Origin of the sequence: Pseudotamlana agarivorans, assembly GCF_001642835.1 — a bacterium.
In the GTDB taxonomy this organism is placed as follows: domain Bacteria; phylum Bacteroidota; class Bacteroidia; order Flavobacteriales; family Flavobacteriaceae; genus Pseudotamlana; species Pseudotamlana agarivorans.
Genome location: NZ_LXEI01000014.1, coordinates 74,958 through 96,461, shown reverse-complemented (window position 1 = coordinate 96,461; position 21,504 = coordinate 74,958). Strand labels below are relative to the sequence as shown.

The window sequence follows — 21,504 nt, the reverse complement described above, 5'->3', positions numbered from 1 at the left end:
CAAGGTCTTTGTTATTGTATTTGATTTAAATTCGCGTCTATCAGTTGGGTATAGGACAAATCTAAACCATTATTTGGTTTGATTGATTTTGTGTTTCATGCTTTTGTATGCAAAGCTATAGGTTACGCTATTAAATAAAGTCAATAATATCAGGTTTAAGATGTTTTTAATTTTCATTTTTTAGACGTTTATGCTCATGCAAAGCTGCTAATCGTTTTTCTATGATAGGTTCAATTAGCGTTTTTCTGGGATTTGTTTTTACAAAAGGATAAAGTTCTAGTTTATCCTTCATTTTATCCTCAGAGTTTGGGTGTAAATTACTGCCAATTAAAATACGATCTCCTTCATCGAATTGCTGAACTTCTTTTTGCTCACTTTCTTTAATTTTTCTTTGAATCGTTCCTGCTTTTAGCTGTTTTAAAAAGCCGCCATTTCTTTCGATGTCTTTAAATAAGTTTAAGGCTTTTTCAGCAAGTTGATTTGTCAGACTTTCTACGTAATAAGCGCCATCAGAAGGGTTGTTTACCGCATTAAAATAACTTTCGTGTTTTAAAATAAGCAATTGATTTCTAGCAATACGTTCGCTAAATTCATTGGTTTTTTTAAAAAGATCGTCATAGGGTAGGTTGTAAATCGTATCTGCGCCACCCAATATGGCACTCATGCATTCAGTGGTACTTCGTAGTAAATTATTGTAGGCTTCGTATATGGTTTTATTGCGCTTTGTAGGGGTTGCTGTAATTTTACATGTGCTTGTCATCCCGTATTCTAAAGCGAGGCTTTCCCAAAGTAGGCGTAGTGCTTTAAGCTTGGCGATTTCAAAAAAGTAATTGCTCCCTATAGCAACCTTGAAAGTGACTTGGTAATTTGTTAAGTCAACCTGATTGTTGTCAAGGTTTGTTAGGTATTCATGAGCATGCGCTAAGGCGTAGGCCAGTTGCTGTACCATATTGGCACCCGCATTTTGATAAAGCGATGCATCTACTGAAAATGATGCGGTTTTGGGTGATATTTTTCTGAATGACTGAAAGTCCGATTGGAGATTTTCAAACCAATTTCCTGTTTCAGCAAGCCGATTGATAATGTCTATGTCAATACTACTGTTAGGACATATTTTTAGCAGGTTATCAATGTAAGATTCTGAAAGAAATTGAAGCTGAAAAAGAATTGTTGTGGTTTCTGTGTCGATATTTTCAATTAATCTTTCAACTGAAATGCTGTCTGAAGGGATTATAAAAGTTATGCTATCAGCTCCTCGATTTAATACATCAATAGCATGAAGATTGGATTTTTCAACATCGGCAACAAAAATTTGCTGCGCTATTTTCCAAGCGGTGGCTTTGGTGTTTGAAATTTCAGGGAAATCGCTAAAATCATCAGCATGATAAAAGGGTTTTACGGCAATATCTTCATTGGAATTCCAAATGAGTGCGCTGTTATAGTCGGCGCCCATTAAATCATACTGTATTTTTTGTTTCCATTGTTTGGAAGATACAGGTTCGAATTCGCTGAATAGCCCTTTAGTCATCTGCATTGGTTTTTAAACTGTCTTCGTATTCAATGATATAAATTTCTTCATTGTCATATTTCATATAATACTTTTCGCGAGCAAATTTTTCTAAACCATTAGCTGTTTCTAATTCTTTTAGGGCTTTTTTATCTTTTATAATTTCTTTTTTGTAATACTCCTTCTCGTTTTCTAGGTCGTCTATTTCCTCGTTTAATTCACTGTGAATGATCCATGAATTGGCATCAAAAAAAAGCATCCAAACAATGAAAACGGCTCCAATAAGGAGGTAGACATTTTTAAAGGGTTTTAAATATTTGTTTTTTTTGAGTTTCATTCTACAATTTTTGGGCAATAATGTTTTTAATGATATCTACAGCCACAATGTTGTGTTTGTTGTTTGGTATTATTATATCGGCATACTCCTTAGTGGGTTCTATAAATTGGGTATGCATGGGTTTTAGGGTATTTTGGTATCGTGCTAAAACCTCGTCGAGATCACGACCACGCTCGGCAATATCGCGTTTTAATCGGCGTATTAGGCGTTCGTCGCTATCGGCATGTACATAAATTTTAATATCGCACAAATCTCTTAATTCTGGATTGGTTAATATTAAAATGCCTTCTACAATCATCACCTTTCTAGGGTGGGTTAAAATGGTGTCGCCTGTCCTATTGTGTTTCACAAAAGAATACATGGGCTGCTCAATAACTTTATTGTCTTTTAAATCTTTGAGATGCTTGGTTAGCAGGTCAAAATCGATAGAGCGGGGGTGGTCAAAATTAATGGTAACACGCTCATCATAACTTAAATGCGTGGTGTCTTTATAGTAAGAATCCTGAGAAATAACGCCTACCTCACCATCGGGAAGTTCGTTAAGTATTTTATTGACAACCGTTGTTTTTCCACAACCGGTGCCGCCAGCAATTCCTATTAAAAGCATAATTTTTAGTTTTGTTCCCTAGTTTGCAAAGTTAGTTAAAGTACTGATTGAAACTTTTTCCATTTGTTAAAAAATGGTCCTTTTTCACCTGTTTTTCATCTTTTTTTCTTTCCGTAGCTCAGCTATGGAACTCAAAAAAACGTTCAAATTATCAAAAAATGTCTAATTTTCGCTTAAACGCAAAAAGGTTAAATCCGTTCAAATGTAAAAATGAAATTGGGCAAATGTTTACTTTTTAACAGATTCAACTTCGGCTTCGGTAATCATTTTAGAATTGGTATTACTCCATGAATTGGTGATGTAGTTCATAACATCGGCAATCTCATCATTGTCTAAACCCATAGCAGGCATATTACCATTATAAGTTATGCCATTTACTTTAATTTTCTTATTGATGCCGTATTTAAGAAGGTGAATACTCGTCTTTCTGTTTTCCATAAGAAAATCAGATTTTGCTAGAGGCGGATAGGTGTTTTTAATACCTTGACCATTGGGGAGGTGACACGTAACACAGAAGTCTTCGTATATCACTTCTCCGCGTTGGATACTCACTTCCAACGGATCTTGGCCTGTAAGATGCACCGTTAAAAAGGTAGTAAAAGTTAAAATGCTTACTAGAATGGTTCTCATATGTATGATTATTTTTTTTCAGGAATGATTTTATAAATGCCTTGACCTTCTACCGCTATATAAATGTACCCATCTGGATCTTGTACGACATGGCGTAATCGTCCGATGTCTTCAAATAATTTTTCGCGTTTTATCACTTTTTGGTCTTTTAAAGTAAGTAGTTCTAAATAGCTGAATTTTAAAGATCCAACTAACAGATGGTTTTTCCATTCGGGATATTTATCCGAAGTCACTAAAGTCATGCCACTAGGAGCTATAGATGGCGTCCAATAAAAAAGTGGTTGTTCCATGCCGTCTTTATGAGTGAGCTCGGTAAAAGAGGTGCCACCATAATTAACTCCGTATGAAATAACCGGCCAGCCGTAATTTTTGCCTTTTTTAATGATATTAATTTCGTCTCCGCCTTGCGGACCGTGTTCGTGAGACCAGAGTTCGCCAGTTAAAGGGTTTTTAATAAGGCCTTGCGGATTGCGATGCCCGTAACTGTAAATGGCTGTTTTGGCTTGTTTGGAATTTATGAAAGGATTGTCTGAAGGGATGCGTCCATCGTCATGAAGACGGTAAATTTTGCCGCCATCTTTAGTGATGTCTTGAGGGTTTACATCGCGTTGGCCGCGTTCGCCAATTGAAAAGTACAGATAGCCGTCGTCGTCGAAAGCGATTCGGGAACCCCAGTGCTGACCTTTTCTAGTATTGGGTTCTGCTTTATATAAGCGTTCGTTTCCGAATAATTTATGGTTGGCAGCTTCGAAATGGGCTCTCATAATGGCGGTGTTTCCTCCATCACCTTCGCCTTCCGCGGAAGCGTAAGAGAAATAAATCCAATCGGTTTCCTCGTAATTGGGATGTAATTGAATGTCTAAAAATCCGCCTTGGCCACGCACATAAATGTCTGGGACCCCTGAAACTTTATGTTTTGTGTTATCTTTAAAATGAATGAGCTCACCCGATTTTTCGGTGATGAGCATGCTGCCATCTGGAAGAAAAGTCATGCCCCATGGGATGTCTAAATCTGGGACTATCAATTCGGTTTTATAATTGTAATGGGATGTGGTTGCGGGAATCGACTCTTTTTGCTGCGAACATGCGGTGAGCGTGAGTAGTAGTATAATTAAGAACGTGATGTGCTGCTTTTTCATATGGACTATTTTGTGCGGTTCTAGGTTAAGCAATTTAGTAAATTATTTTGCGAGAATTTGATGGTAACCATGTTTAAAAAAGTTGGAGCTTTAGACTGGAATTAAAACAGTAAATAAAATATAAAAAAACATTTGTGAAACAAATAAAAAGAGTATATTTGCATCCCGTTAGAGATAACCAATGATTCGGGGTGTAGCGTAGCCCGGTTATCGCGCCGCGTTTGGGACGCGGAGGTCGCAGGTTCGAATCCTGCCACCCCGACAAAAAAACACTAATAGTCTTAAAAGATTATTGGTGTTTTTTGCTTTAAGGGTATATTGTTATTTGCGTTGCCTTAATTTTCTAATACAAAAACCCTAAAACAACCATCTAACACAAAACCTTCAAATTTACAAACACTACCCTGAGTTAATAAAAACTCTTTTTTCTGAATCACCTTGGGTTTAAAATAGCTACATAATTGCTCCAACTCTGACTTAGAAAGTTGTATGCTTTTTTCGATATTTTGAATTAATACATCGTTTTCCATGTCATAATTTATCCCTTTTTAAAAGTTTCAACCGCATGATGCACTAAATTTATCGAGGAATGTCTGAACTTTTTTTTCATAATTATAATATATTTAATAAAACATAACCTGCTCTCAAAATCAACTAGATTTAAACTATACACTATTGAAGTTTCTCAATACCCATGGTACATTTGAGACTTGAAAACTTAAATTAAGCCTACCAACTCTATATTCTCCTAATTCTTAAAAATGCCATTTCTATGGCGTAAAATAATATCATCACTCAACAAATATTGGGCATGTCAAGTTTAAATCGAGTAGGTAATCCACGACTCAGGCATGAAAAAGGGTAATTTCACATTTTGAGTTATAAAAAATGAACTTAAAGGTGTTTAAAAACCACCACAACTTGTAAGTCATTTTAACACCTAATAAACCCCATTTTCAACTACATTATAAAAACTATGAAAAAAATTAAACTACTAGTAGCTCTATTATTATTTACTGTCTTTAGTTATGGACAAAACACATTTTCTTGGGACAATTCCTCAGATTATGGCCCTAAGGGCTCACAAAACTTTTATCCTGGGCAAGTAATAAATATGACCTTGTCCTATAGCACCCCAGGTGACTTTAGTTATATACAGGTGATATTACAGGAAAAAAATTCATCAAATGTCATTGTAAACAGTTATGGCAGTGATTATGTACGAAATGAAAATTCAGGACAACAACCTGATTCAGATTCATTTTCTACAACCTATACCATAGCTGCAAATGCGCCAACAACATTACCTGCAGGGAACTATTACTTTTTACACATGTTTATGTGGACTGTAAGTAATGGTGGCGCAAATGACAGTAGAAATGTTAATTTAACCACTGAAAACACGGTTAATACCAATGTAAGCATTACTCTAAATGCTAAACACATCGTAGGTGGAAAAGAAACCTTCGAACGATCGAAATATATTGGTATTCATGCTAACCAAGGGGAAGCAGAATGGGACGGTAACAACGTTGATGCTAATGGTAACCCGATTGATTTACGCGATGATCTTTTAAATGGTTTAGATGTGTATTTGGGTAGAGATACTGGAGGTATTACCTATAATTTAAATCAAGTGGATGAAGATCCTGCACGAACAGGATTTGCTAAGCCTACTGGTACCAATAGTATCGCTTCGAGAGGATTGAACGCAAGAAATTCTTATGCTTCAAAAACAGCTATACACCCTTATGAAAGTAGAAACGAGCTTATTCTTGCAGGACAATTAAATCCGTTTTGGACAGGTCATGATCAGGTTCCAACTGGGCAAGGCTGGCTTTTGGCAAACGGAACTGCAACAGGCGAGTATATGGGACGCTATATTAATGAATTCCACAGCGGAAATGGCGAACCTGCACCTAGTTGGGTAGAGGTTATTAATGAACCTGCTTATGAAGGGTACGGTGGTCCGGGAGACTTTACTCATGATATTCAAGATATTGCCGATTTTCATAATGAGGTTGCTGCTGCTATTAAAACACAAACACCAAACGCTTTGGTTGGTGGCTATACAACGGCTTTCCCTAATTTCGAAAAAGGAGATTTTCAACGTTGGAATAAACGATGGAAACTGTTTATGGATGTAGCCGGAGCTAACATGGATTTCTTTTCAATTCATTTATACGATATTGCTTCGAAACCCGATGGCACGATTGATTTAAGAAGTGGTAGTAATATTGAGGCTACTTTTGATATGATGGAGCAATACAGCACCATGTTATTTAATAATGTAAAGCCTATTATAGTATCTGAAATGGGTGGTGTTATGAATGGTCAAAGAAACCAAGATTGGTCTCCATACAGGGATTGGCTTTGGGTGAAGAGTGCTAACGCGCAACTCATGTCTATGATGGAACGCCCAAATATTATTGCTAAAGCACTACCGTTTTTAGTTTTAAAAGCACAATGGGGAAGCACACCACAAGGAAATCCTTATAACAATAGGTTAATGAGGCAAGAAAATGAACCTGCTACTTTTGTACCTGGTTATGGATATACTGGGAATTGGGTGTATTCTGATATGATTAAATTCTATCAACTATGGAGTGATGTAAAAGGTACAAGAGTAGATACCACGACTGATGATTTAGATATTCAGGTAGATGCCTATGTTGATGGCAATAAGGCTTACATTATTCTTAATAATTTAGAATTTGTTTCAAAAGATGTGGATTTAAAATTTATTGACACGCAATACGGTACTATAAATTCCATAAATAAAAAACACTTTTATTTAAATAATGTAACTCCTGTTTTATTGGAGGAATCCATTCCAACAACCACTTCAACAGTAACTGTAGGAGCTGAAGGCACCATGATTTTAGAGGTTACTTTTGACAATGCAATAACCCTTAACGACTCGAATACAGAAACGAAATACTATGCAACAGACTATTTAAAACCAATCGTCGCTAATCAAACTGAAACTTTTCAAGTTAACGGTGTGTCAAAAAACACTTATGGAGAAGCCGTTTTACGCTTAGGTGTTGGAAGACCGCATAGCAGACTTGTTTATCCTTCTACAATTACCGTTAATAATACGGCAATTACGATTCCTTCTGATTGGAGAGGATACGACCAAGCTCAAAGAGAACGCTTTTTTGGTGTATTGGAAATACCAGTGCCATTTAACCTGATTCAAGCTAATAACACGATTGAGGTAACTTATCCAGATGCAGGAGGACATATAAGTAGTGTAACCATGCAAATCTTCAATTTCAATCGAGATATTCGCACACCAAATACAGCAAGCGTAGAAGGCAACGGGAAACTAAAGCAGGTGAAGATTTACCCAAACCCAACAAAAGGTATTTTTAACCTTTCGGCCATACATAACACAACAGAAGTTAAAATTTACACCATCTCAGGAGTTGAAGTAAAAAAATTCACAAACCTAAAAGATATGGATATTTCCAACTTAGAAGCAGGAATCTATTTTATAAAAACAAATACTGGCGGTGTTGCTAAGCTGATTAAAAACTAGTGAACTTGAACACCCAAAAGATGGGTGTCCATTTATAATTATTTCAAAACAAGAGGCTGTCTGAAAAGTTAAAACAGTCGTCATTCTGTGCTCGACACAGAATCTCATCACATTGAAATTCAATGATAATGAGAATCTGAAATAAATTCAGATTGACGTAATTACAACTTTATAGGCAGCCTCTTTATTTATAAATATTCATACTATTAATAGTTGAACCACTTTCTTTTAAAGTTACTTTATATCATGCGGTAACTTATGATGATCTAAAATAAAACTGCAGACTATTTTTTAAAATTTCTATAAAGTAAATACAACTTTAATAGTTTCTATGGTTGTTATCTCGTAAAGACTAAAATCGTCTAGTAGCCTTATGATTAATTCCAAAAAATAAGGCTGCATAAAATTATTATACAGCCTTTAATTTTTGATTTTTATATCTGTTAATTAAAAACAACTTTTCTCGAAGCTGTTCCTTCTTTTGCAGTAACTTCCACAATATAAATTGTTCCTTCTTCAAAATTAAAATCCAAAGTTTCTTGAGCTCTTACTTGCTTTGACGCTAAACGTCTTCCTAGCAAATCAAATACTTGTACATTTCCAGATAGAGATTTTAAGCTAACGCCAGTTTTAGAAACTGTAAAATTGTTTTTAATAAAATCGTTAGAAGCTGTAGTTAAACTGTTAGCCGGTGCTTTATTAAGCGTGTAGTCATCAACATAAAAAACCGCTCTATCTGTACCATTGTTTTTACAGACTAACCTCAAGTAAACACTGCCTCCGCCTATATCATCAGAGGTATAAGTGGGTGATTCTATTTCTACCCATCCCGATTCTGTAGCATAGTCAATTGTAGTTATTGCGCCAGTAGCTACTTTAGCATTGTCTACCCATAATTCAGCAAAAAAATCTGCCGTAGGGGATGCCGCATCTAATTGTACCCATATTGAGCCTTGGTAATCCATAGCTGCTGACTCTCTTACATGTCGAAAGGCTGGACCTTGATTAAATGTTGCAGTAGCTCCAACGGTATTACACATCAAAGCATGTCTTCCACTTCTAAAATTGGTAGTTACTCGAGAAACAGGATTGATTTGATTCTTTTGATATACCTGTGTATAAGACGTCGTTGCACTATTGGACAAAAACTGAATCTCCATATCGCCATTTACTGTTAATGGGTTTTGAACGAGTTCAACATCATCATAATTAATAATATCGTTTGCTATAGGATTATCAACACGAACTTTCACATCAATGTCTGATGCAGGCGTATACTGAATCATCATTATTTTATTCCATGAATCTATATATTCTGCATTATTCCACACTACAGCTTGTCCTCCAATCAGGTCGGTAGTCCCGTCGGATTCCATCAACCTTAAAGCAGATCTGTCGTTATTAGCTGTAGGCTTCACCCATACCGTTAAATAAGTTGGCAGTCCAGCTGTTAAACTATAAGTCTCATCGTTTATAATATGGTTATTCGGACTCCCCGAAGAACTCGTTAGCAAGGCGCCATTAGCACCAGCATAAGCATCGCCATCTGTTAAAGTTCCTAATCCCGCTGTCCAGCTATCAGGAACACCTCCCGTTGATGTTTCGAAATCCCCATTTGTTACGGGGTGGTTAACTTGCCCCAATACACCTAAGGGAAGTAATAATAGTAGTAATGTTTTTTTCATAATGGTAAATAATTTAGTTAGTATTCTCTGTCCTAAATTTATAGTTAACCATTATTATTCGCATGAATACAAACTTGACTAAAACTGTACAGCGCATTTTTATTTCTAAACGCAAATTTTATTACGCGATAAAAACTTGACACAAACTCATTGTCAGTTTTATCAAATCTTCAATAAAAAATCGAAAAATTAAATACTCACACCTCCTTAATAACGGTAGTTTCATCTTTTTTTTAGTAAAAATTATCGATCACTATAGAAACACCATATTCATTAAATAAAACAATGCATGAGCTAGACCGGGAATAAAAAACCAAAATTAAAGGCGCTTGAAAGTTTGATTTAAAACTAAGCCAATACACATTTGGTTTTTATAAATATGAAACAAAAACCAATTAATAAATGTCACATCAAAATTTTAATTAAGTAATGAAAATCAATATTGTGCAGTTTAAGTCTAGTTCCTTCTTATTTCTAAACAAGAACTAAACAGTAGTTTTAAGAACTAATAATTCTAAACTTAAATTCTTATGAAAAAAATTACTTTATTACTTGTTGCTTTAGTTATTAACACAGTAACATTTGCTCAAACTATTAGCCTAAACAATTTAGGTACTATTGGAACAGAATTCTATCAAGGTCAAACTATTTCATTGGAAATAGCATTAACTGGTATCGATGGCAATTTCGAAGTTGGTTTTACAGGCGGACCTGATTTGGCGGGTAGTGCCGTATCTATTGATGCAGCGAATACTACTGCTGAATTAAATGCATTTGTAGGCGCTTTTGGAGATACTTCTAGTTCAACCAATACGTTTATTAACCTTGCTGGTCGTACGGTTCAATCGGGTACCGTTACTCTTAATGTAACTGTGCCTTCTGATTTTACTTTTACTGGTGGTGGCCAAACGGTTTCTGAATTTATAGTGCTGACATTAAATGGAGGTTCTGCTAATGGAAATGAAGCAGTAACTATCCATTTTGATCAATCTACTTTATCTACCAACAACTTTAACAAAGACAAACTAGCAGCTTACTACAACGCTAGTAGTGATGCTTTAGTAGTTGATAGCAAAATAAGTGGAGACTATGCGATTTATAGTTTAACCGGAAAATTAATTTCTAAAGGTATTATCTCTAATCAAATTAGTCTGAATACATTAAAAAGTGGCAGTATATATGTTTTTGCTACTAAAAGTGGTGTATTAAAATTTGCCAAGTAAAAACATAAATTCATCAATTGGATTAAAACGGTTTAGTGTCTGCTAAACCGTTTTTTTTGTGTCTTATTACTTACCTTTCAATCTCCAAATCATGATGGTCAAAATTGTCCTATTAATTTATGGAATAATAATTTAAAATCTTCCCAAAAAGAATCTAAAAAATAGAAATCACCCCCAATTAGTACTTGTGAAATCAATTGACAATCAATTTTATTAATATTTATATCAATTCCATAACTTTAGATTTAAGCAAACTCACTTTACTTTACCCCAAAATACAGACTCGTTATAAGGAGAAAAACTTCATAAAATTTTCATAAAATTAAGCTATCACCTCGTCCCACAACCAAGGGTAGTCATTAATTTGAGTACCTTGCAAATCATCAAAAAACCAATTGTATTTACATATCAAATCCACAACCTATGATATCTAATTCTCTAAAAGCTACCTTATGTTGTAGCATTATTTTATTTGCGAGCTGTAAAGAGGACAGCTCTAAAAAAACAGAAACAGCTATGAGTGACAACGTGCTTATTCAAGAATGGACAGGGCCCTACGGAGGTGTTCCTGCCTTCGACAAAATGTCTGTTGAAGCCATAAAACCTGCCCTTGAGGAAGCTATGGCTATGAATCTTAGTGAGATTGAAAACATTGCTAATAACCCCGAACCTCCTACTTTCGAAAATACGATCGTAGCTATGGAAAGCGCTGGCAAAACTCTAAATCGTGTTTTTGCTTATTATGGCGTTATGGGATCTAATGTTTCAACGCCAGAATTTCGTGATGTTCAAGCTGAATTAGCACCGAAACTCTCAGAATTTAGATCTAAAATTTCACAAAACGAAAAACTTTTTCAACGTATAAAAACCGTATACGAAGCTTCACAAAAAACACCTCTTGAAGCGCAAGCACAACGTGTGGTCGATTTAACCTATAAAGGTTTCGAAATGAATGGTGCTAATCTCGATGCCGAAAAGAAAAAACGATTTGCTGAAATTAATAAGGAACTCTCTTCACTTTACACCGATTTTGCAAACAACGTTTTACACGACGAAGAAAACTACATCACCTATTTAAACGAAGACCAACTAGGTGGTTTATCGGACGGATTTATAAAATCGGCCGCAAAAATAGCTTCCGATAAGGGTGAAGACGGCAAGTACGCCATTACCAATACCCGCTCCTCTATAGATCCATTCCTTACTTACTCTACAAATCGTGAGCTACGTAAACAAGTTTGGGAAAACTATTACTCGCGTGGCGACAATGGTGATCAATACGATAACAACGCGATTATCACCAAAATTTTACAACTTCGTAAAGAGCGCGTGGGCTTAATGGGCTACGAAAATTATGCCGAATGGCGTTTACAAGATCGTATGGCCAAAACACCAGAAAACGCAATGAATTTAATGATGGCTGTTTGGCCAGCTGCCATTGCGAGAGTGCATGAGGAGGTTGAAGACATGCAAACGGTTGCCAACGAACTTGGAGACAAAATCACTATAGAACCTTGGGATTATAGATATTATGCCGAAAAAGTGCGTCAAAAGAAATACGATTTAGATAGCGATGAAGTTAAGCAGTACTTACAATTGGATAAATTAAGAGAAGCCATGTTTTTTGTTGCTGGCGAATTATTCAACTATAATTTCACACCTATCGAAGCAGGTACGGTTCCTGTTTTTCAAGAAGATGTAAAAGTTTGGGAAGTTACCGATAAGGATTCTGGAAAAAATATCGGACTCTGGTATTTGGATCCATACGCCAGACAAGGAAAACGCTCAGGAGCTTGGGCAACCACTTATAGAAGTTCATCTTCTTTTGAAGGCGACACCAACGTATTGGCTTCCAATAATTCAAACTTTGTTAAACCAGCACCTGGAGAAGCTGTTTTGGTTTCTTGGGATGATGCAACCACGTTTTTTCATGAATTCGGACATGCCTTACACTTCTTCTCTGCCGATGTAAAGTATCCAACTTTAAACGGCGGTGTTAGAGATTATACCGAGTTTCAATCGCAATTATTAGAACGTTGGTTGTCTACCGATAAAGTGATTAATAATTACTTAGTTCATTATAAAACAGGGGAACCTATTCCAGCTAGTTTAGTTGAAAAAATAAAGAAAGCGTCAACCTTTAATCAAGGATTTAGTACCACCGAGTATTTGGCTTCTGCCTTAATCGATATGAAAATTCATTTAGCAGATCCTTCAAATTTAGATGTAGATAAATTTGAAAGTGAAACTTTAGATGCTTTAAACATGCCTAAAGAACTACCTATGCGCCACAGAACGCCACAATTTAGTCATGTGTTTTCAGGCGAAGGTTATGCTACGGCATATTACGGTTATATGTGGGCTGATGTTTTAACTAGCGATGCCTCGGAAGCGTTTAAAGAATCGGAAGGTGGCTTTTACGATAAAGCTTTAGCTGAAAAACTAGTGAAGTACTTATTCGCTCCAAGAAATGCTGTTGATCCGGCTGAAGCTTACAGACAATTTAGAGGCCGTGATGCTAAAATTGAAGCTTTAATGAGAGATCGCGGATTTCCTGTAACCGAATAACCTTAAGGTTGTTTTAGCTTTATTTTCAAAGATTTCCATTGAAAATTTATAGCACTAGAATGTAGAATGTGTTTGAATAACCATTTTATATTCTAGTGCTTTTTTTTGAAAACATACGTAATATCCAATCGATGGTATGAGTAAAAATCAAGGTGGATTTCTCAACCAACTTCAAAAACAAGCATATCCTAACCGCTTTAATTAGTTTTAAAATAATTACTTTTGATTAATGAGTTAACACTGATTTTGTTCTCAATAATAAAAATAGTCCAACATCAATCATTAGAATCATTATTAAAACGCATCATTAATGAAACCATTGAATATCCCACCAATCACATTTAAAACTTTTTTGCTTTCTGCGGCACTTCTAGGCATAACGGCATGTAAAGACCAATCGCCTGTAGACAAAATTAAAGATGCTAATACTACACAAGAAACTTCATCTGCTCCAGCTACAACAAATACACCTCATTCTAGTGTTGCCGAAGAAACTCCTGTAAGTTCCGATAAAGCTGTCGCGCATTTTGAAGCAGGTCTAGAAGCCGCTAATGCTAATAATATGCCACTAGCTTATAAAGAGTTTTTAGAAGCAGCAAACGAAGGTCATGTGTTTGCACAATATAACATCGGCCTCATGTACGAGCAGGGACTGGGCATTGACAAAAATGCCGAACAAGCGGTCAACTGGTATAAAAAATCTGCCGAGCAAGGAAACTCGGCGGCACAATTTAATCTTGGTGTATGTTATGAAAATGGTATAGGCACCGCAGTAGATTTTAGTAAAGCCAACGAATGGTATAGAAAAGCATCCGAGCAAGGTGACGGCTTAGCTGTTGGTAACTTAGGCATGTTGTATATTCGTGGGCAGGGTGTTAAAGTGAATAAAATTGCAGGCATTGCTCTTTTACTCATGTCATCAAGCATGGATACTTCACCTCAAAATCAAGCACGAAAAAATATTTCATCTACTCAAGGTTTAACCCCAGAGATGGTTTCCGAGGCTCAAGCACTTTCAGCTGAAATGAGTGATACCAATAATATTTTAGGGCCTCTTGATAACTATTTAAATATTTCAGGATAGTTAATTAGGTTTATGAGTTTCTTGATTTTGCATTTTAGAAATATTTAGTCTTTTTAAGGCGCATTCATCCGTTACTCTTAAATCTTTCGTCACATTGAATATGCATAAATTCAGATGAAATAATTCCATTCAGCTTTTAACCTTCTTTAATTGGCTAATGTCATAGTTGACACCTTATGATGCCTTTTAATCTTGCTCACAGTTAGCTTATTAGCAAAAACCATCGATACACACTCAAAAAAAAAGATGTAAAACATACTGTATATTTACTAAATTTATGAGTAAATTGAATCGTTAATTTTTACTTATAAAAATACAGTTATGAAATGGAAAGGTAGAAGACAAAGCTCTAATGTTGAAGATCGCAGAGGCCAAGGCGGCGGTTCTAGTCGCGGAATTGGCGGATTTAATCCCATGATTTTAGGGCCTTTAATTAGACTCTTATTTTCTAAAACAGGTTTAATTATTGTTGGTATCTTTCTAATTGGGTCCTTTCTAACAGGAAACAATCCATTAAATATTATCAGTCAGTTTTTCACCGGAGCTCCTATTCAAACTGAAAATTCGGCTCCATACCAAGGCACCGAAAAGGAAAACGAATTAGCCGCATTTAGTGCTACGATTTTAGCCAATACCGAAGATGTTTGGAATGCCCAGTTAGAAAATTACCGCAATCCTACGCTTGTGCTTTTTACTGGAGCTGTGTCTTCTGCCTGCGGATCGGCCTCTAGTGCTACGGGACCTTTTTACTGCCCTGGAGATGAAAAACTCTATCTCGATTTAAGCTTTTTTAGTGATATGGAACGTCAGCTTAACGCGCCGGGTGATTTTGCGCAGGCTTATGTTATTGCCCACGAGGTAGGACACCACATTCAAAAAATTATGGGAATTACCGAAAAAGTAGATCGCTTACGCGGAACAATAAGTCAGACCGAATACAACAAATACTCGGTTAGATTAGAGCTTCAAGCTGATTTCCTAGCTGGGGTTTGGGCACACCACTCACAAGAAATGACAAAAATGATGGAAGTAGGTGATTTGGAAGAAGCCTTAAATGCAGCAAATGCCATTGGCGACGATCGTTTACAGAAAAATGCATCAGGACGTGTGGTTCCCGACTCTTTTACCCACGGTACCTCGGCGCAGCGTATGCGTTGGTTTAAAAAAGGGTTTGATACCGGTGATCTTTCTCAAGGTGATACTTTTAATGCGGATCCGTTGTAAAATGAAGGCAGTAGGCAGTAAGCTTTATGTTATAGGCTTTAAGCGGTAGGTATAATACATAAAACCTATAGCTTATAGCCAAAACCATTATCTTCTTTTTAGTTTTACTATATTAGTTATGAATATTAACCACTTAGGTGCTTATCCCAAACCACGATACCATTAAACTTACTTGTATTATGAAAAACCTTTAGCTAACCACAATAACTAACCCTCATAATAAATGAAAAAACACAATAAACTTTCTGAATTAGCTTCCACTGCCATTTGTGGTAATGATATCAGTTCTTCTGTATTATATGTTTCAGCCTTAGCTATTGCTTTTGCAGGACAGTATGCCTGGATCACTTTATTAATTGTTTCACTGGTTTTGTTTCTATTCAGAAAAATTTATGGCGAAGTAGTTGGTGCTTTACCTCTTAATGGTGGTGCTTATAACGCTTTATTGAATACAACAAGTAAATCTGTAGCCTCCTTTGCGGCTACTTTAACTTTACTCTCTTATATGGCTACAGCTGTAATTTCTGCTAATGAAGCGATACATTATTTACATCATCTTATTCCAGCCATTCCAATCATTTTAGCCACTATTGTTCTACTTAGTATTTTTGCTCTATTAACTATAGGAGGGGTTTCAGAATCGGCTAAAGTAGCCATAGGTATTTTTCTTTTTCACCTAGGTTCTTTTATTTTATTAAGCGGGTTTATAGTGTTTTTCCTTGTAAAGAATGGTTTCGGATTGTTTTTTGAAAACTGGCATTTACCAACGACAGGGGGTAGCATCACCAATGCCATTTTTCTTGGTTTTGCAGCTTCTATGTTAGGAGTTTCTGGTTTTGAAAGTTCGGCAAATTTTGTTGAAGAACAGAAAAAAGGGGTATTCCCTAAAACCCTTAAAAATATGTGGATTGTAGTAAGTGTTATCAATCCGCTAACAGCAATTTTTGCTTTGGCCTTATTCACTTTACCTGTATTACAAAGTGATGCCTACCAAAACACCCTTTTAATAGAAATGGCATCGTATGTAGGTGGCGATTGGTTAGCCATAGTAATTGGCGTAGATGCTTTTTTAGTATTAAGTGGTGCCGTATTAACCAGTTTTGTTGGTGTTTCCGGTTTATTGGAACGTATGGCTTTAGATAGAATTTTACCTCAGTTTTTTTTAAAGAAAAACAAAAAAGGAAGTTCGTACCGTATCATTTTAGTCTTTTTACTTTTAACCGTTTCGGTATTATTAATTACAAATGGCAACGTTAAGCTTCTTGCAGGGGTTTATACGATTTCATTTTTATCGGTGATGGCGCTATTTGGCATTGGAAACATTCTACTAAAAGTTAAAAGAAACCGTTTACCACGCCCAGAAAAAGCCAGTTGGGGCGCTATTATATTTGCCATTATTGCTGTAATCGTCGCTTTAATAGGTAATATTATTATGAAGCCTGCAGAGGGTGTCCCTAGCAATTTATCGGTATTCCTTGAGTATTTTGTGCCTTCGATCTTGTTTATCGTGATTATGCTAAATAGAACCGTATTACTGAAATTCGTACTCAAACTTATCCATTCGATATTCGATCCTTTTAGAAATTTTGTCTTTAAATCTGATAAAAAAATTCTATCCTTAATACACACGATTAACTCCCAGGAATTTGTGTATTTCACTAAAAACGATGACGTTGCTACTTTAAACAAAGTATTACTTTATATTCAGAAAAACGAACATACTAAAAAGATAAAAGTGGTTACCGTTACAGGACATGGCAATGAAATAAACGACCAATTTAGAAATGATATTCGGGTGGTAGATCGGGAATACCCTGCTATTAGTATCGATTTCGTAGAAATTGACGATAAATTTGGACCACAACTCATCAACCGACTGTCTAAAGAATGGGGAATTCCAATCAACTTTATGTTTATTGGCTCTCCTGGAGACCGTTTCCCTTATAAAGTGGAAGAATTAGGAGGGGTGCGATTGATAATTTAGTTTTTAAGAAAAAGGCGGTTTGAAAAAGTTATAATTATTGTCGTATTGAGCTTAAAGTAGGTATTTGCCGGTCTTGTATATGGCTCGTAGCGTTTAAATTAGCGATATTTTTCGATTAAGCACGAGCCGAATTTTTTTATTACCTTTTCTTTTCAATAAGCCAATTAAAAAATTTGGCGGACTTCGCAAACATGTCTGAACTTCCGATTAAGCAACTGACTAACTATCATGGATATGCATTGTTGTGTGCAGTTGCTTTAGTTCCTCAATAATAATTCATTACTGAAACTTTTATGTATTTCCTTTATTAAATTTATCAAATTATTCAATTCAGATTGTTTTTGGTCTAATTCTTTTAGCTTTTGGAATGGAATCTCAATATGAACTTCATATCCGAATGAAATGTCAAATTGATTTTTGCCTGAACCTATTACGGAATTTTCCCAATCGCATTGTTTTTTCCAATCATAATTTAGACTTTCATCCAATAATGATGATAATTGTTCCCATTGATGCCCTCTTTTTTTGCGTCCAGTATATTTATTGAAATTCTCTTTTGTGTAAAGTGGTTTTTTTAAATCCGTTTCTGAAAACCAAAGTCCTTGAAAATATTTTTGAAAACTCGTTAATTTAACGTGATAGCTGTATTTAGTTTTGTATTCATTTCCTAAAATATTTAGCTTTTCACTAAATTTTGGATTATTTTCAAAAAGACTATATCCTTGACCTTTTGTATTTCCTGGATATATGCTAACACCTAAATTACCCTTATCATTAATGCTGAAAAGAATTTCTTTTGCCCAATTTCTGTAAAATTCAAGACCTAGTCTATCATTGTAATTTAATTTACTTATTTCCGTAGTTTTCGCAACTTCCTCAATTGTTGATTCAAGTCTTCTTAAAATTGCATGTTTATTTGTCGGTTGTAGAGCAGATATTGAAGGTTCTGGTAGCCATCTGAAATTATGTTGTTTTACTAAAGATATAAAGTCAGATAAAAATCTATTCTGACTATTCATAGTTTTTTCAAAGCTCGAAACTTTAACAGCAATTGCCATAAGTCTTGGCCAATTAAAATCAAATGGTGTAATTACTTTTCCATAGTTTGCTTTATTGAATTCTTGTGGTTCGTTTTCTGTATTTGTAATATTTAGTATTTGGTTATAAAGTTGAGCAGTACAGTTAACATTATCTCGTTTTGCCTCAAAAACAAGTACGATATTGTTAATATGAATTACTAAATCACAAATTGGGTCATAATTCTTATTATAATTTTGTTCCCAAAAATCAGAAATTTCAGATTCACTTAAGGAAATAGCGAAAACATGGTCAAAGTTAGATATTTGACTTGCTCTTTTTTGAATATTTATATTGACATTAGTTTCACTTTCTAATGATTCAAAAAGCTGATTATAAAAATTCGTGCCTTTTAATATTTCTTTAAAAACTTCATGAAAAAACAGAGAATCTTCTTGAAGTGATATTGCTAAAGCTCTTGTTAAATCATTTTCTAATTGGTAAGTACGGTTAGTATTCGTGTAGGATTTGAAGATATTTAAATGACTGTTCATTATATTATGTTTTGTTGAGCAATTAGAAAAAGTTAAGCACAAGCACGAGCGTCAGATAATGCTTCGTGATGTTTTAATTCTATGTTATGAACTTCACAACAAGAATTTAACCTTGCTGAATTATATCCTTTTGCTCTATATATTTTTAAAGTACATTCCCATTTAGTTGAAATATTTAACTCTGAATATGCGATATTATAATCTTGCATTGTTTTAAATAAAACACTTCAATCAAAACTTTCATTGTGTGCAACTAGTGTTTTACCATAAATACGTTTTTTTATTTCAGGAAATATTTCGGGAAAAAACGGAACGCTTAAAGTGTCATTTTCGGTTATTCCGTGAACTTGGACATTATGCCAATTATACTCGTTGTTAGGTGGTTTTATTAATGCGTGATATTCATCAATAATTTCTCCATTTTCTACAGTTACTATTCCAACAGAGCAAACATGATGTCTTGTTGCTTTTTCAAAATCTATGGCTGCAAAAGAATTTATCATTTATTATTCCTTTTATTTGATATTACCAGCACTTTAGTTCTAAACTCCTTTAATTTAATAATATGATCACTAATTTTTTCGATGGTTTCTTCTGTGAAAAAATCTTCTGGTTTAGACAGAATTAAGTCGCTATGAAAATTAATATAATAGTGATTTTTCCAATTTCCTAAATCAAATAAATTTTGTGTTATAAAATCACTGCTTGTTTTAGAGTATGTATCGAATTCATTTTTTATTGATTCAAATTCAGCAAGTAAATTGTTGTTTTCTAAATCTTTTCTGAAATCATTAATATCATTTCCGTACCAAACGTTTGTGTTAATATATAGATTTATTTTCCCATCCTTTGGATAAGAACTCATATGAAAGTTAACGCCCTTGTTTATGTAGAATTTAAAGTTACTTTGTATTCTCGTACCAATCTGTTTTATGTCGTTAGCATTTGGTATTTTTTTCTTTAAAACTGGAAAAAGTCTATTCCTTATTTCTTTTAATAACCAACCTTTGTGGTAATCTACAACAGGCTTGTCAAACGCTTCAAGATTTGTAACAGATGAAAGAGAGATTACTGCTCCAATAATATCTTCAATCTCTTCTTCTTTTTCCGTTATTGATTTTTTTAAACTATTTAACAGTCTTGAAATATTTAAAGCTCGTTTTTTTAAATAATGGTCATTCTCGCATAGACGAAATAAAATTTTCTCCCATTCTTCATCAAACTCTTCCGATTGATTTAATTTGTCAATGCTTTGTTGGTCAAGCTCTTTTAAATTCATTTGTAACGCAACACTTTCGTTCCATTTGTCAAAGCCAGAATGAAGTGATAAAAGTCTGTAAACTGGAGGATAAGCAATCTGAATACTTACTAAAGCAAAGTTTACTAATAATTCTAATTCATTATTTAGCTGGTCATTTTCTTCTGTTAGTACTTTAGTTGAATTTATACAGCTAATTAATGAAAGGGAGTTCATTAACCTTTTCAAAGCTCTTGGGTTTTTTCCAACTGATAAATTTGAAATTTCCGAAAATTTTGCAATTAACTCAACGTTACTTGCATTTTCTTCATTAATGTAGTTAGTTGACAATAAACTTTCTTTTAAAAATTTATCAGTTTCATACCTAGAAACTGGCATAGAAAAAGGAACTTGAATTATTTTATCGAAAAAAGACCTAAATTCTCTTTCGTTTAATTCTGATAATTTACCAAATTTTGGTTCTAATCCTTTTATTACAACGTCATAATCTATTGCTAAAACAAAAACACAATTTTTTAGTGTAAATATATTTTTTAAAAGCTCTAAAAGTTGAACTGCAACTGGTGGGTCAATTCTGTCCAAATCATCAATAAAGAAAATAATACCTTGTTTGTTTTTATCTTGAATACATTTTTCAATGATTTGTTCGAGTTCATCTCTAATTTGACTTATTGTAATATCTTCTTCTTGATTTAGAGATTTTTCAATCTCGTTCATTGCAGAGTTAGTTATGCTATTTAAGGAACTCGCAACCTTTAGTGTTGAAAAACCAATATTTCTGATGCTTTTAAGCATTTTGTTTTTTCTTTCCTTTTCTACGTTTGCAATTTTAGAAACTTCATCAATTAGTTTAGAAATTATGTCAATTAAGGTAGAAGACGCATCTTTCATTAAAGCATATTCCCAAGTATTTAGCCAAATCGAAAAATATTTTGAATCATTACTATCACTTAAATTCTTTTTCAAACTATTCATTAATGAGGTTTTTCCGCTTCCCCATTCTCCTTGAAGTGCTATTGTAATTGGTGTATTAGTAAGGTTTATGAATTTGGTGAGTCCGTTCTCAAAAGGTTCAATTCCAAAATTATCTAATTCTCCATTTGATAGGTTTCTTGGACTATCTGTAATGCTTGATTTTATCAT

Annotated in this window: 17 protein-coding genes and 1 tRNA gene; 7 read left to right on the top strand and 11 right to left on the bottom strand. The window is 34.6% G+C overall.

What is annotated here, in order from left to right; genetic code table 11:
* Positions 1-166: 166 nt before the first annotated feature.
* The 5 genes from A6I66_RS13595 to A6I66_RS13570 form a co-directional block, all read right to left on the bottom strand.
* Positions 167-1,528: a methylmalonyl-CoA mutase subunit beta gene (locus A6I66_RS13595; RefSeq protein WP_067150407.1), complete on the bottom strand. Its 1,362-nt coding sequence runs from the start codon at positions 1,526-1,528 to the stop codon at positions 167-169.
* Positions 1,521-1,844, bottom strand: coding sequence for an FtsB family cell division protein (locus A6I66_RS13590; protein WP_067150404.1), 324 nt, complete (start codon positions 1,842-1,844; stop codon positions 1,521-1,523). The genes A6I66_RS13595 and A6I66_RS13590 overlap by 8 nt, the downstream gene beginning before the upstream one ends.
* Position 1,845: 1 nt before the next feature.
* On the bottom strand, positions 1,846-2,451 hold the full coding sequence (gene udk / locus A6I66_RS13585) for a uridine kinase (RefSeq protein WP_067150401.1): 606 nt from the start codon (positions 2,449-2,451) through the stop codon (positions 1,846-1,848).
* A gap of 228 nt (positions 2,452-2,679) precedes the next feature.
* Positions 2,680-3,081, bottom strand: a complete 402-nt coding sequence (locus A6I66_RS13575) for a c-type cytochrome (RefSeq protein WP_067150394.1) — start codon at positions 3,079-3,081, stop codon at positions 2,680-2,682.
* An 8-nt stretch (positions 3,082-3,089) separates the two neighbouring features.
* Complete coding sequence (locus tag A6I66_RS13570) at positions 3,090-4,220, bottom strand: PQQ-dependent sugar dehydrogenase (protein WP_067150391.1); 1,131 nt, start codon at positions 4,218-4,220, stop codon at positions 3,090-3,092.
* Between the two features lie 187 nt (positions 4,221-4,407).
* Between A6I66_RS13570 and A6I66_RS13565 the strand changes: the two genes are divergently transcribed.
* Positions 4,408-4,482, top strand: a tRNA-Pro gene (locus tag A6I66_RS13565).
* Positions 4,483-4,555: 73 nt separating this feature from the next.
* Here the strand turns inward: A6I66_RS13565 and A6I66_RS13560 are convergent.
* A complete protein-coding gene (locus A6I66_RS13560; protein WP_067150388.1) occupies positions 4,556-4,750 on the bottom strand; it encodes a cyclic nucleotide-binding domain-containing protein in 195 nt (64 codons plus the stop codon).
* Between the two features lie 446 nt (positions 4,751-5,196).
* Here A6I66_RS13560 and A6I66_RS13555 point away from each other — a divergent pair, with 446 nt between their 5' ends.
* Positions 5,197-7,764 carry a T9SS type A sorting domain-containing protein gene (locus A6I66_RS13555; protein ID WP_067150385.1) on the top strand — a complete coding sequence of 856 codons (2,568 nt, stop codon included), beginning with the start codon at positions 5,197-5,199 and terminating at the stop codon, positions 7,762-7,764.
* 443 nt (positions 7,765-8,207) lie between these two features.
* Here A6I66_RS13555 and A6I66_RS13550 read toward each other — a convergent pair whose 3' ends face one another.
* Entirely contained in the window at positions 8,208-9,449 is a 1,242-nt protein-coding gene (locus A6I66_RS13550) for a T9SS type A sorting domain-containing protein (RefSeq protein WP_067150382.1), read from the bottom strand.
* Between the two features lie 530 nt (positions 9,450-9,979).
* Between A6I66_RS13550 and A6I66_RS13545 the strand changes: the two genes are divergently transcribed.
* The 5 genes from A6I66_RS13545 (at position 9,980) to A6I66_RS13525 (ending at position 17,532) form a co-directional block, all read left to right on the top strand.
* Positions 9,980-10,672, top strand: coding sequence for a hypothetical protein (locus A6I66_RS13545; RefSeq protein WP_067150379.1), 693 nt, complete (start codon positions 9,980-9,982; stop codon positions 10,670-10,672).
* A gap of 423 nt (positions 10,673-11,095) precedes the next feature.
* Complete coding sequence (locus A6I66_RS13540; protein ID WP_067150376.1) at positions 11,096-13,240, top strand: M3 family metallopeptidase; 2,145 nt, start codon at positions 11,096-11,098, stop codon at positions 13,238-13,240.
* Positions 13,241-13,550: 310 nt separating this feature from the next.
* On the top strand, positions 13,551-14,324 hold the full coding sequence (locus A6I66_RS13535; RefSeq protein ID WP_084399687.1) for a tetratricopeptide repeat protein: 774 nt from the start codon (positions 13,551-13,553) through the stop codon (positions 14,322-14,324).
* Positions 14,325-14,645: 321 nt separating this feature from the next.
* Positions 14,646-15,548, top strand: coding sequence for a KPN_02809 family neutral zinc metallopeptidase (gene ypfJ, locus A6I66_RS13530; protein WP_067150372.1), 903 nt, complete (start codon positions 14,646-14,648; stop codon positions 15,546-15,548).
* A gap of 223 nt (positions 15,549-15,771) precedes the next feature.
* Positions 15,772-17,532: an APC family permease gene (locus A6I66_RS13525; protein WP_067150369.1), complete on the top strand. Its 1,761-nt coding sequence runs from the start codon at positions 15,772-15,774 to the stop codon at positions 17,530-17,532.
* Positions 17,533-17,789: 257 nt separating this feature from the next.
* On the opposite strand, the gene A6I66_RS13520 is transcribed toward A6I66_RS13525, so the two are convergent.
* The 4 genes from A6I66_RS13520 to A6I66_RS13510 are packed head-to-tail and all read right to left on the bottom strand — an operon-like array spanning position 17,790 to position 21,504.
* Positions 17,790-19,103, bottom strand: coding sequence for a hypothetical protein (locus A6I66_RS13520; protein ID WP_067150366.1), 1,314 nt, complete (start codon positions 19,101-19,103; stop codon positions 17,790-17,792).
* A 32-nt stretch (positions 19,104-19,135) separates the two neighbouring features.
* Positions 19,136-19,312 carry a 3'-5' exonuclease family protein gene (locus tag A6I66_RS17075; RefSeq protein ID WP_317047694.1) on the bottom strand — a complete coding sequence of 59 codons (177 nt, stop codon included), beginning with the start codon at positions 19,310-19,312 and terminating at the stop codon, positions 19,136-19,138.
* Between the two features lie 18 nt (positions 19,313-19,330).
* A complete protein-coding gene (locus A6I66_RS17070) occupies positions 19,331-19,606 on the bottom strand; it encodes an exonuclease domain-containing protein (protein WP_317047693.1) in 276 nt (91 codons plus the stop codon).
* Positions 19,603-21,504, bottom strand: coding sequence for a KAP family P-loop NTPase fold protein (locus tag A6I66_RS13510; protein WP_067150363.1), 1,902 nt, complete (start codon positions 21,502-21,504; stop codon positions 19,603-19,605). Before A6I66_RS13510 ends, A6I66_RS17070 begins: the two co-directional genes overlap by 4 nt.

What these genes read in the sequence shown, in the direction of transcription:
- A6I66_RS13525 (WP_067150369.1), top strand. Translation starts at nt 15,772, where the DNA reads ATGAAAAAACACAATAAACTTTCTGAATTAGCTTCCACTGCCATTTGT.
- A6I66_RS13545 (WP_067150379.1), top strand. Translation starts at nt 9,980, where the DNA reads ATGAAAAAAATTACTTTATTACTTGTTGCTTTAGTTATTAACACAGTA.
- A6I66_RS13560 (WP_067150388.1), bottom strand. Translation starts at nt 4,750, where the DNA reads ATGGAAAACGATGTATTAATTCAAAATATCGAAAAAAGCATACAACTT.
- A6I66_RS13595 (WP_067150407.1), bottom strand. Translation starts at nt 1,528, where the DNA reads ATGACTAAAGGGCTATTCAGCGAATTCGAACCTGTATCTTCCAAACAA.
- A6I66_RS13520 (WP_067150366.1), bottom strand. Translation starts at nt 19,103, where the DNA reads ATGAACAGTCATTTAAATATCTTCAAATCCTACACGAATACTAACCGT.
- A6I66_RS13535 (WP_084399687.1), top strand. Translation starts at nt 13,551, where the DNA reads ATGAAACCATTGAATATCCCACCAATCACATTTAAAACTTTTTTGCTT.
- A6I66_RS13510 (WP_067150363.1), bottom strand. Translation starts at nt 21,504, where the DNA reads ATGATAAAATCAAGCATTACAGATAGTCCAAGAAACCTATCAAATGGA.
- A6I66_RS13575 (WP_067150394.1), bottom strand. Translation starts at nt 3,081, where the DNA reads ATGAGAACCATTCTAGTAAGCATTTTAACTTTTACTACCTTTTTAACG.
- A6I66_RS13590 (WP_067150404.1), bottom strand. Translation starts at nt 1,844, where the DNA reads ATGAAACTCAAAAAAAACAAATATTTAAAACCCTTTAAAAATGTCTAC.
- A6I66_RS13555 (WP_067150385.1), top strand. Translation starts at nt 5,197, where the DNA reads ATGAAAAAAATTAAACTACTAGTAGCTCTATTATTATTTACTGTCTTT.
- A6I66_RS13550 (WP_067150382.1), bottom strand. Translation starts at nt 9,449, where the DNA reads ATGAAAAAAACATTACTACTATTATTACTTCCCTTAGGTGTATTGGGG.
- A6I66_RS17070 (WP_317047693.1), bottom strand. Translation starts at nt 19,606, where the DNA reads ATGATAAATTCTTTTGCAGCCATAGATTTTGAAAAAGCAACAAGACAT.
- ypfJ (WP_067150372.1), top strand. Translation starts at nt 14,646, where the DNA reads ATGAAATGGAAAGGTAGAAGACAAAGCTCTAATGTTGAAGATCGCAGA.
- A6I66_RS17075 (WP_317047694.1), bottom strand. Translation starts at nt 19,312, where the DNA reads ATGCAAGATTATAATATCGCATATTCAGAGTTAAATATTTCAACTAAA.
- A6I66_RS13540 (WP_067150376.1), top strand. Translation starts at nt 11,096, where the DNA reads ATGATATCTAATTCTCTAAAAGCTACCTTATGTTGTAGCATTATTTTA.
- udk (WP_067150401.1), bottom strand. Translation starts at nt 2,451, where the DNA reads ATGCTTTTAATAGGAATTGCTGGCGGCACCGGTTGTGGAAAAACAACG.
- A6I66_RS13570 (WP_067150391.1), bottom strand. Translation starts at nt 4,220, where the DNA reads ATGAAAAAGCAGCACATCACGTTCTTAATTATACTACTACTCACGCTC.